Below are 8937 nucleotides of genomic sequence, written 5' to 3'. Positions count from 1 at the left end.
GCCGTGCCCCGTACTCTCCGTACGGGACACGGCCCTCGTTTCCGTCGCGGCGCCTGCTACTTGCGGATCAGGCTGCGCAGCACGTACTGCATGATGCCGCCGTTGCGGTAGTAGTCCGCCTCGCCGGGGGTGTCGATGCGGACGACCGCGTCGAACTCCACGCCGGTGTCGGTGGTGACCTTGACCGTGCGCGGGGTGGTGCCGTTGTTCAGCTCCTCGACGCCGGTGAAGGAGAAGGTCTCCTCGCCGGTCAGGCCGAGGGAGGCCGCCGTGGCGCCCTCGGGGAACTGGAGCGGGAGGACGCCCATGCCGATGAGGTTCGAGCGGTGGATGCGCTCGTAGGACTCGGCGATGACGGCCTTGACGCCGAGCAGCGCGGTGCCCTTGGCGGCCCAGTCGCGGGACGAGCCGGAGCCGTACTCCTTGCCGGCCAGCACGACGAGCGGGATGCCCTGCTCGATGTAGTTGCGCGAGGCGTCGTAGATGAACGACACCGGCGCGTCCGCCTGGGTGAAGTCGCGGGTGTAGCCGCCCTCGGTGCCCGGCGCGATCTGGTTGCGCAGGCGGATGTTGGCGAAGGTGCCGCGGATCATGACCTCGTGGTTGCCGCGGCGCGAGCCGTAGGAGTTGAAGTCACGACGCTCCACACCGTGCTCGGTGAGGTACTTGCCGGCCGGGGTGTCGGCCTTGATGGCACCGGCCGGGGAGATGTGGTCGGTGGTGACCGAGTCGCCCAGCTTGGCCAGCACCCGGGCACCGGAGATGTCGGTGACCGGGGCGGGCTCCATGCCCATGCCCTCGAAGTACGGGGGCTTGCGGACGTAGGTGGACTCCGCGTCCCACTCGAAGGTGTTGCCGGTCGGGACCGGCAGCGCCTGCCACTGGGCGTCGCCCGCGAAGACGTCCTGGTAGGACTTGTTGAACATGTCCTCGCCGATGGCGTTCGCCACGACGTCGTTGACCTCGGCCTCGGTCGGCCAGATGTCGGCCAGGAAGACCGGCTTGCCGTCCTGGTCGGTGCCGAGCGCGTCCTTGGTGACGTCCACCTTCATGGAACCCGCGAGGGCGTACGCGACGACCAGCGGCGGGGAGGCCAGGTAGTTCATCTTGACGTCGGGGTTGATGCGGCCCTCGAAGTTGCGGTTGCCCGACAGGACCGAGGTGACGGCGAGGTCGTGTTCGTTGACCGCCTGGGAGACCTCCTCCGGCAGCGGGCCGGAGTTGCCGATGCAGGTGGTGCAGCCGTACCCGACGAGGTTGAAGCCGACCTTGTCCAGGTACGGGGTCAGGCCCGCCTTGTCGAAGTAGTCGGTGACGACCTTCGAGCCCGGGGCGAGGGTGGTCTTCACCCACGGCTTGCGGGTCAGGCCCTTCTCCACGGCCTTCTTCGCGACGAGCGCGGCGGCGATCATGACGTACGGGTTCGACGTGTTGGTGCAGGAGGTGATGGCCGCGACCGTCACCGCACCGTGGTCCAGCTCGTAGGTGGTGCCGTCGGGGGCGGTCACGGTGACCGGGTTCGACGGGGCGCCGTTGGGGGCGACGGCCGGGGAGTCGGAGGCCGGGAAGGACTCCTTGCCCGCCTCGTCCACGACGTCGACGTAGTTGAGGACGTCCGTCTTGAACTGCTCGGCGGCGTTCGCGAGGACGATGCGGTCCTGCGGGCGCTTCGGGCCGGCGATGGAGGGGACGACCGTGGAGAGGTCCAGCTCCAGCTTCTCGGAGAAGTCGGGCTCGGCGGCCGGGTCCAGCCAGAGGCCCTGCTCCTTGGCGTACGCCTCGACCAGCGCGACCTGCTGCTCGTCGCGGCCCGTAAGGCGCAGGTACTTCAGGGTCTCGTCGTCGATCGGGAAGACGGCGGCGGTGGAGCCGAACTCCGGCGACATGTTGCCGATGGTGGCGCGGTTGGCGAGGCTCGTGGCGGCCACACCCTCGCCGTAGAACTCGACGAACTTGCCGACCACACCGTGCCGGCGCAGCATCTCGGTGATGGTGAGCACCAGGTCGGTGGCCGTGGTGCCGGGCTTCAGCTCACCGGTGAGCTTGAAGCCGACCACGCGCGGGATGAGCATGGAGACCGGCTGGCCGAGCATCGCGGCCTCGGCCTCGATGCCGCCGACGCCCCAGCCCAGCACGCCGAGGCCGTTGACCATGGTGGTGTGCGAGTCGGTGCCGACCAGGGTGTCGGGGTACGCCTGGCCACCGCGGACCATGACGGTGCGGGCCAGGTGCTCGATGTTGACCTGGTGGACGATGCCGGTGCCCGGGGGGACGACCTTGAACTCGTCGAACGCGGTCTGGCCCCAGCGCAGGAACTGGTAGCGCTCCTTGTTGCGGCCGTACTCCAGCTCGACGTTCTGCTTGAAGGCGGCGTCGGTGCCGAACTTGTCGGCGATCACGGAGTGGTCGATGACCAGCTCGGCGGGGGCGAGGGGGTTGATCTTCGCCGGGTCGCCGCCCAGTTCCTTCACGGCCTCACGCATCGTGGCGAGGTCCACGACACAGGGGACGCCGGTGAAGTCCTGCATGATCACGCGGGCCGGCGTGAACTGGATCTCCTGGCTGGGCTGGGCCTGCGAGTCCCAGCCCCCGAGGGCGCGGATGTGGTCGGCGGTGATGTTTGCGCCGTCCTCCGTGCGGAGCAGGTTCTCCAGCAGGACCTTCAGGCTGTAGGGCAGGCGGGCCGAGCCCTCGACCTTGTCCAGCCGGAAGATCTCGTACGACTCGTCGCCCACCTGCAGCGTGCTGCGGGCGTCGAAGCTGTTCGCCGACACGACAGTCTCCTTCATTGATGTGCGCGTTCCACCGCATCCTGCCGCCACGCCGGTCCGACGATCCGCTGAGGTAAGGCTAAGTCAGGTCACCCTTACCGGTGTGGCTGCCGCGGTGCGCCTTCGGCAGATATCTCGATGTCGAGATAACTCTAGTACATGAGGGCTGGATGGTCATGCCCGGACGGCGGGTGTGAGCGGTCCGTCACGCCCGGAATGGGGAGGCACGCGGGGGTGGGCGGCTGGGACGATCACCGGATGAACCATTTCTCGTACCACTCCGCCGTCCCGGGCCCGGAGCCCGAGTCGTGGACCCGTCCGGTCGAGCCTGGCAGCCGGCCCGACCTGGAGGCCGCGCTGGCGGCGGTGAACCGGGACCTGGCGGCGACACTGCCGGAGGCCGGGCCGGTGCGGCTGGTGTGGACGCCGTCGGACGACGAGGACATCCCGGACCAGTACCACGCGGCCCTGCCCGACGGCCGCTGGCACGACGGCGTGACGGACCCCGTCGCCGACGACATGGCCGGCGCCGCCCAGGAGACGGTCCAAGCGGTGCTGTGGCAGGTGTGGCCGGTGTGCCCGGAACACCGCACCGGAGTGCACGCGGGTTCCGGCGCGGACGAGCGGGCGGTGTGGTGGTGCCGGGCCGACGAGGGCCACGAGCTCTGCGAGGTGGGCGAACTGGCGCATACCCTCCCGGGCAAGTGGCGCCGGGCCCTGCGCCGCGAAGAACGCAGGCGGAACGGGTGACCGACGGCGGCAAGCACGGTCCCCGTCACACCCACAGCGGGCTCGGGCTTCAGCCGATGCGTGCCGTCAGCTCGTCCGAGAGCGGGTACGGCCGCTCGACGGGAAGCAGTGCGCGGGCCGCGTCCTCGCCCCCCGCGCGTACGGCCCCGTGCACCTCGTGGGCGAGCTGAGTCACATCCCTGACCGAGACGATCCAGTCCGCCACGTACCGGGGCACCGCTTCCCCCGACAGTCCGATCTGGATCGCCCGGTGCGGCAACGGGTTGAGTTGGAGATCACGTTCGGGGTCCCACTGGACCCGTACGGGACTGGCCCGAAGCGCCTCGCGCCAGTCCGCCTGGGTGGCGAAGCGGGCGCGGTCGAAGTGGCTGAGGCAGGAGCTGGCGAGCGCCCACTCGAAGCCCTCACGCGTGATGTCGAGGGCGAGGACCCGCTCCTGATCCGGCTTGGCCGCCCAGCCGCAGCGGTACATCATCCACAGGAACGACGGCTTGATCCACGTCATCCGCGTCAGCTTGAAGGGCTCGACGAACGTCCCGGCACGCAGGGCCGGTTCCGCGATCCGGGCGCCGTACGCCTGATATACGGTGACGACCCGCTCGTCGAAGGCCGCGCGGACCTGGCGGGTCGGGGGTACGCCGTTCATATCGTCATCTCCGCGGCCCAGGAGTCGGCCCCGACCACCATCGGGTCGGCAATCGCTTCCGCGCCGCAGGCGTGGAGCAGCCAGCGCAGCTCCTCACGGGAGAACATCGGCTCACCCCGGGTGTCGAGCCACAGGTGAAGCAGTCCGCTGCCGTCTTCAGCACGCGTGAGATCCCAGAACTCCCAGCCGCGCGCCTCCATTTCGGGGTCGAAGCGGAAGAGCCAGTCCTGGATCTCCCAGGCGCCGAGGGTGCGCCCGGCACCGAGGAACCAGTCCGGGATGCCGTCCACGGGAACCTCTTCCTGGTCGAAGTCCGCCTGCACGGCGAGGGAGAGAACCGCCCGCAGCGCTTCCCGCAGCCGGCCCGCGTAAGCCTCCGCATCACCTTCCGGAGTCACCGCGATGCAGGCAAGAACGGGAGTGCCCGAGTCGATTCCGGGACGCTCGGACACCCGCGCCAACTCCTGTGTGACACCCTCGATCTCGTGCAGCACACGCATCACTTCCACTCTTCACAGGTAGGCGAGGTCGCCGCCGTCGGCGAAGAACTTGACGATCTCTCGCTCGCCCCGATCCCCTTGCCTCGGGTCACACAGAATCCAGAACGCGGAGACGTCTCCGAGACTGCCCTCGAGGGCCGACGACCGGTCCCCCATCCCATGCGCATCCCATGACCGTTGGCCGATGACGCGATCGGCCCGCCTTCCCCGGGGGTTCTCGTCCCGTACCGGGCAGGGCGCACCGGGATTCAAGCGTCGAGCCAGGCGAGCGGGTCTTCCGGGTCCGCTCCGGATTCCGTGACCGTCGTGAAGGTGACCGGAATTCCCAGGTCGGCGAGTCCGGTGAGTACCGCCGGCGAGAAGTGAAGTCCCGATCCCGGTTCGGAACCGACGCCCGAGACGTCGACCTGGACCGACCTGCCCGCCTGCCGCAGCGCGTCGAGTTCCGGCTCGCGAGAGCGCAGGAATCCGAGGAGTTCCGTCACCTGCTCGTCGGCGCTCTCCGCGTCACGGTCGTGCACGGTGAGCGTGGCCCAGCCGGGTCCGGAATAGATACCCACACCTTCCGGCAAGGAGAAATCCCCACCGAGTCGCATCGCGGAAATCAGGAGACCAGAATGCACGCCCTCCCCCGTGACCACCAGGGATGTACTCAACCTGCCCCACGGCTTCAATCCCACCACTGACTCCCTGACCACCATTTCAACGCTCGTTCATATTGGCCGCGACCTTGAGGGGGAACCCCAGGGCGGCGATTCTCTCGACCTCGTCCGGCCGGAGAGTGAGGACGCAGTCGTTCCCGGCAAACCCGTAGAAGTCGACGGTCACGTCGTACCCGCGCCCGACCAGTCGCGTCAGCTCGTCCTTCTTGCTCTCCATGATGGACAGGACGTGAGCCAACTGTTCACGGAAGTCGTGAGTAAGGTTCGAGTCGCAGCGGATTCCCCAGAGTCCGTCGGTGTCGCCCGGCCGACTCCACCTGCTCGGTCCCGGACTACGCGTACCAGTCGGCTCGATTCCAAGGAGAGCAGTGACCTCTTCCGGCTGCAGATCATGCCCCGAGACGACGAATGACACGGCCGTCGACAGCCAGTAACGCTTTTCTGTTGCAGTCACGCATGACTCCCTAGACATCCGACTATTCTACTTCAGCTCACGGCATGCCGCCCAGTGAGTATTTCCCATGCCGGGCTTCAGCAGCTCACTCAGAGAGGCATTTCTGCCGACGGTCGTCGAATTCTCGAACACACTGAAACCTCCACCGCCCGTGGCGGCCGGAGGCCCCAGCGTATAGTTCGGGACGACCTCTCCCGGCCCGAATGTCTCCACGTACCCTCCCGGATACACTCCCCGCTCGACGGTCAGACCGTTGAGCCCCGTAAGACGCTCACCGTGCTGCACATAGAAGGAAATGTTGGTTCCCTCGGGAACCACTGTCTCCCCGGCCAGTCGTTCGAGATGCCCGTGACCGGCGAAGACGATCTCCCCGTCCGGGCGGCCACCGGCAAGCACCCGGTCGGCATAATAACGGCCGTCGGTGTCCGGCCATTTCTTGTTCAGTACCTGCGGGCTGGTTTCACGCAGCGCGTTCTTGGCTGCCTCGTGTTCCGGGATGGGGTCCCCGACACCTCTGGCGGCCTCACGCTCCATGCCCTGTCGCACGCCGCGTTGCGCCGCCGACTCCAGGCCCTCCTTCGCCGCCAGCCGCAGCCCGCCCCGCGCCAGCCCCGCCCCCTTGGTGCCCACCAGCTCGGGGATCAGCCGCCCCACGAACTCGGAGGGGTCCTTCTTCAGACCGTCGATGGCCGCCTGGACCGTGCGTTCGGGATGGGTGGCCGTGGAGACCAGGCCGGAGAGCGTCATGTTGACGTTCTGGAGGTAGGCCGCCGGGTGGGTCAGGTTGTACGCGTCGGTGGGGTTGAGGCCGCGGGCGAAGTTGACCAGGCCGGCCGTGCCCTTCAGGGCGCCGCCGACCACGTGGGTCAGTTCGGTGTTGGCGGCCTGGTAGCCGTCGGTGAAGTCGTGACCGAGGCGCTCCAGCGGCGGGGGCTCGGCCGGGGCGTGCGCCATGGCAGCCGTGACCTTGCCCTGGGCCTCCGCGGCGGCGCTGTTGCGCTGCTTGCGGGCCTCGTTCAGCTTCGTCGCGGCCGCGTCGCGGTCGGACTTGCCCGCCTGCATGTCCTGCACCGGCTTCGTACCAGGGTCCGCGCCCGCGCGCGCCTCGGCGTTATAGGCGTCGGCCTTCTTCTGGTACTCGTCGGCCGCGTCCTCGAACGCCTTCTTCCCCTTCTTGTACAGCTCGACGGCCTCCGCCGCCTGCTTCTGCGCCCAGGTGACCGTGTCGGCGTACCGTTCCAGCGCGTCCGCCGCCGACCCGCATGCCTCGGCCGCGTGGGCCCACTTGGTGGGGTGGACGCCGAACTTCTCCCGGAAGGCGTTGCCGCCCTCGCCCTTCCAGGCCGCCGAGTCGATCTTCTTCAGGCCGGACCCGACCTTGTCGAAGGCCCCGTGGAAGTCCTTCAGGTGCTTCGCGCTCTCGCGGATCTTCTCCGGCTTGCCGTGGACCAGCTCGTCCGGCTGCTCGGTCTGGTCCAGCTGCTGCTCGCCCGGGGTCGCGCCCAGGTCGGAGGCGACGTCGTCGCCCCAGTCCTCCACACCGTCGGCCCAGTCGTGCAGGCCGACGCGGTCCATCGCGCCGCCCAGCTCGTCCGTGCCCGCGTCGACCAGCTCGCCGACCTTCTTCTTACCCTTGTCGTAGAGGTCCTCGGCGCCGCCCAGCACCGAGTTGGTGATGTCCCCCAGCCCCATCAGCCCTCAACGCCCTGCTGCTGCTCGGCGGCCTTGGCGCGGGCCTCCGGGGACGGGCCGAAGGTGTCGTCGAGGAACTGGCCGTACTCCTGGTCCGACACGCCCAGCGCGCCGTGCGTGTTCTCCGGGGTGAGGGGGATAGAGCCGATCATGTGCGCGGTCATCGCGTCCCGGCCCGCGTCCTTCCAGCCCTGCTTGCTGTTCTCCCACGCCTGCTCGAAAGACTCCTGCGAGTAGTCCACCGTCTGAGCGGACTTGGCGATGTCCCCCCAGCCCATCTTCTCCACATCCTCCTCGGAGGCGTACGGATTGCCCACCGCCGAGTTCGCCACGATCTTCACACTGCCCTTGAGGTACTGCTCGGTCTCGTAGTACGTGCCCGCCGACAGACTCGTCTTCTGCGCGAACGCGTTACCCTCCGCGACCAACGCGCGCACCCCCCACTCCCAGCGCTCACAGAACGTCTTCAGCTCACCGGTGAGGCCCTCATGCCCCAACTCCAGCCCCGACAGGGCGATTCCGGAGAAACCCCGGCCCGCGCCGGCCTGGCCGGCCATGCCCAGCTCGCCCAGTTCACCCAGCGCCTCCGTCAGGCCCTTGGCGATCTCCTCCAAGCCCTGCGCCTGGAGATCCATCCCGCCCTCACCGCTCACACCGCACCCCCGTGCCGCACCTCGTCCTAGTCCAGGTCCACCGCCGCGCCGTCCGGCACGATGCCCGCCACCGGCGGGAACACCATCCCCTCCGACCCGTCCGCACAGTCCAGCGCCACCCCGCACGGCACACCCGCCGCAGGCACCGCCACATCCAGAAGCCGCCCGCCCAGAACCCGCTGATACGCCCACTCCCGCGCCGACTCCCCGCGCGCGGTGGCGTACCGGGCGAGCGCCTGCTCGTCGGAGAACGCCAGGATGAAGCGGATGCCGTTGAAGTCGGCGGTCAGCAACGCCTGTTCATCACCCAGCGGCACGAGAACCGGCGTTCGGCGGAACTCTCCGAGCAGCTCGGCGAACTCCCGTCTGCGCGACGCCACTTGCCTCCCGGCCGGCGTGACATCCGAACCCGCTGTCCGGTCCCCGTTCTCAGACATGCGGCCATCATCACGACCGCGAACGGCAGAAAACAAGCTCGTACCCGTCACACCCTTGGCACAGGGTGCGCCCGGCCGCAAGCCGCACGGTCTGTCGGTCATCAGTTCCCCGAATGGGGGTATCCGGCTTGTGCGCCACTCAGGAGCGCCGACAATCGGAGGAGACAGCCATGGGTCTGACGTTCCGCAAGAGCTTCCGCATCCTTCCCGGCGTACGGCTGAACATCAACCGCCACTCCTGGTCCATCACGACCGGCGGCGGCAAGCACGGACCCCGTCACACCCACAGCAGCACCGGACGCCGTACGACCTCCATGGACCTGCCGGGCCCGTTCGGCTGGCGCAAGACCACGACCAAGAAGCGCTGACCGC

Annotated in this window: 10 protein-coding genes; 2 read left to right on the top strand and 8 right to left on the bottom strand. The window is 68.6% G+C overall.

From position 1 onward, the window contains the following. Positions 1–56: 56 nt before the first annotated feature. The gene (gene acnA, locus ACFWN1_RS06105) at positions 57–2774 is read right to left on the bottom strand and encodes an aconitate hydratase AcnA (RefSeq protein ID WP_384358699.1); all 2718 of its coding nucleotides are present in this window, start codon (positions 2772–2774) and stop codon (positions 57–59) included. Positions 2775–3029: 255 nt separating this feature from the next. Here acnA and ACFWN1_RS06100 point away from each other — a divergent pair, with 255 nt between their 5' ends. Beyond that, the gene (locus tag ACFWN1_RS06100; protein ID WP_384358697.1) at positions 3030–3521 is read left to right on the top strand and encodes a hypothetical protein; all 492 of its coding nucleotides are present in this window, start codon (positions 3030–3032) and stop codon (positions 3519–3521) included. A gap of 49 nt (positions 3522–3570) precedes the next feature. On the opposite strand, the gene ACFWN1_RS06095 is transcribed toward ACFWN1_RS06100, so the two are convergent. The 7 genes from ACFWN1_RS06095 to ACFWN1_RS06065 all read right to left on the bottom strand — a co-directional run bounded on the left by ACFWN1_RS06095 (position 3571) and on the right by ACFWN1_RS06065 (position 8565). After that, positions 3571–4167, bottom strand: coding sequence for a DUF4291 domain-containing protein (locus tag ACFWN1_RS06095; protein ID WP_384358695.1), 597 nt, complete (start codon positions 4165–4167; stop codon positions 3571–3573). Further along, a complete protein-coding gene (locus ACFWN1_RS06090) occupies positions 4164–4667 on the bottom strand; it encodes a hypothetical protein (RefSeq protein ID WP_384358693.1) in 504 nt (167 codons plus the stop codon). The genes ACFWN1_RS06095 and ACFWN1_RS06090 overlap by 4 nt, the downstream gene beginning before the upstream one ends. A 248-nt stretch (positions 4668–4915) precedes the next feature. Continuing rightward, complete coding sequence (locus tag ACFWN1_RS06085) at positions 4916–5347, bottom strand: hypothetical protein (RefSeq protein WP_384358692.1); 432 nt, start codon at positions 5345–5347, stop codon at positions 4916–4918. A 22-nt stretch (positions 5348–5369) separates the two neighbouring features. Further along, positions 5370–5801, bottom strand: a complete 432-nt coding sequence (locus tag ACFWN1_RS06080) for a DUF4279 domain-containing protein (protein WP_384358690.1) — start codon at positions 5799–5801, stop codon at positions 5370–5372. A 9-nt stretch (positions 5802–5810) separates the two neighbouring features. Next, positions 5811–7475, bottom strand: a complete 1665-nt coding sequence (locus ACFWN1_RS06075; protein WP_384358688.1) for a putative T7SS-secreted protein — start codon at positions 7473–7475, stop codon at positions 5811–5813. Next, positions 7475–8110 (bottom strand): hypothetical protein, encoded by a 636-nt coding sequence (locus ACFWN1_RS06070; RefSeq protein ID WP_384358686.1) that lies wholly within the window; start codon positions 8108–8110, stop codon positions 7475–7477. Before ACFWN1_RS06070 ends, ACFWN1_RS06075 begins: the two co-directional genes overlap by 1 nt. 44 nt (positions 8111–8154) lie before the next feature. After that, complete coding sequence (locus tag ACFWN1_RS06065; RefSeq protein ID WP_384358684.1) at positions 8155–8565, bottom strand: SseB family protein; 411 nt, start codon at positions 8563–8565, stop codon at positions 8155–8157. A gap of 170 nt (positions 8566–8735) precedes the next feature. Between ACFWN1_RS06065 and ACFWN1_RS06060 the strand changes: the two genes are divergently transcribed. Continuing rightward, entirely contained in the window at positions 8736–8933 is a 198-nt protein-coding gene (locus ACFWN1_RS06060; protein ID WP_031181605.1) for a DUF4236 domain-containing protein, read from the top strand. The last annotated feature ends 4 nt before the right edge of the window (positions 8934–8937 follow it).

The organism is Streptomyces sp. NPDC058459 (assembly GCF_042721685.1).
Classification (GTDB): Bacteria; Actinomycetota; Actinomycetes; order Streptomycetales; family Streptomycetaceae; genus Streptomyces.
Note: the sequence above shows the minus strand (reverse complement) of the source record. Positions and strands in the feature narration are given on the sequence as shown.

What these genes read in the sequence shown, in the direction of transcription:
- ACFWN1_RS06060 (WP_031181605.1), top strand. Translation starts at nt 8,736, where the DNA reads ATGGGTCTGACGTTCCGCAAGAGCTTCCGCATCCTTCCCGGCGTACGG.
- ACFWN1_RS06080 (WP_384358690.1), bottom strand. Translation starts at nt 5,801, where the DNA reads ATGTCTAGGGAGTCATGCGTGACTGCAACAGAAAAGCGTTACTGGCTG.
- ACFWN1_RS06090 (WP_384358693.1), bottom strand. Translation starts at nt 4,667, where the DNA reads ATGCGTGTGCTGCACGAGATCGAGGGTGTCACACAGGAGTTGGCGCGG.
- ACFWN1_RS06070 (WP_384358686.1), bottom strand. Translation starts at nt 8,110, where the DNA reads ATGGATCTCCAGGCGCAGGGCTTGGAGGAGATCGCCAAGGGCCTGACG.
- ACFWN1_RS06065 (WP_384358684.1), bottom strand. Translation starts at nt 8,565, where the DNA reads ATGTCTGAGAACGGGGACCGGACAGCGGGTTCGGATGTCACGCCGGCC.
- ACFWN1_RS06095 (WP_384358695.1), bottom strand. Translation starts at nt 4,167, where the DNA reads ATGAACGGCGTACCCCCGACCCGCCAGGTCCGCGCGGCCTTCGACGAG.
- ACFWN1_RS06100 (WP_384358697.1), top strand. Translation starts at nt 3,030, where the DNA reads ATGAACCATTTCTCGTACCACTCCGCCGTCCCGGGCCCGGAGCCCGAG.
- ACFWN1_RS06075 (WP_384358688.1), bottom strand. Translation starts at nt 7,475, where the DNA reads ATGGGGCTGGGGGACATCACCAACTCGGTGCTGGGCGGCGCCGAGGAC.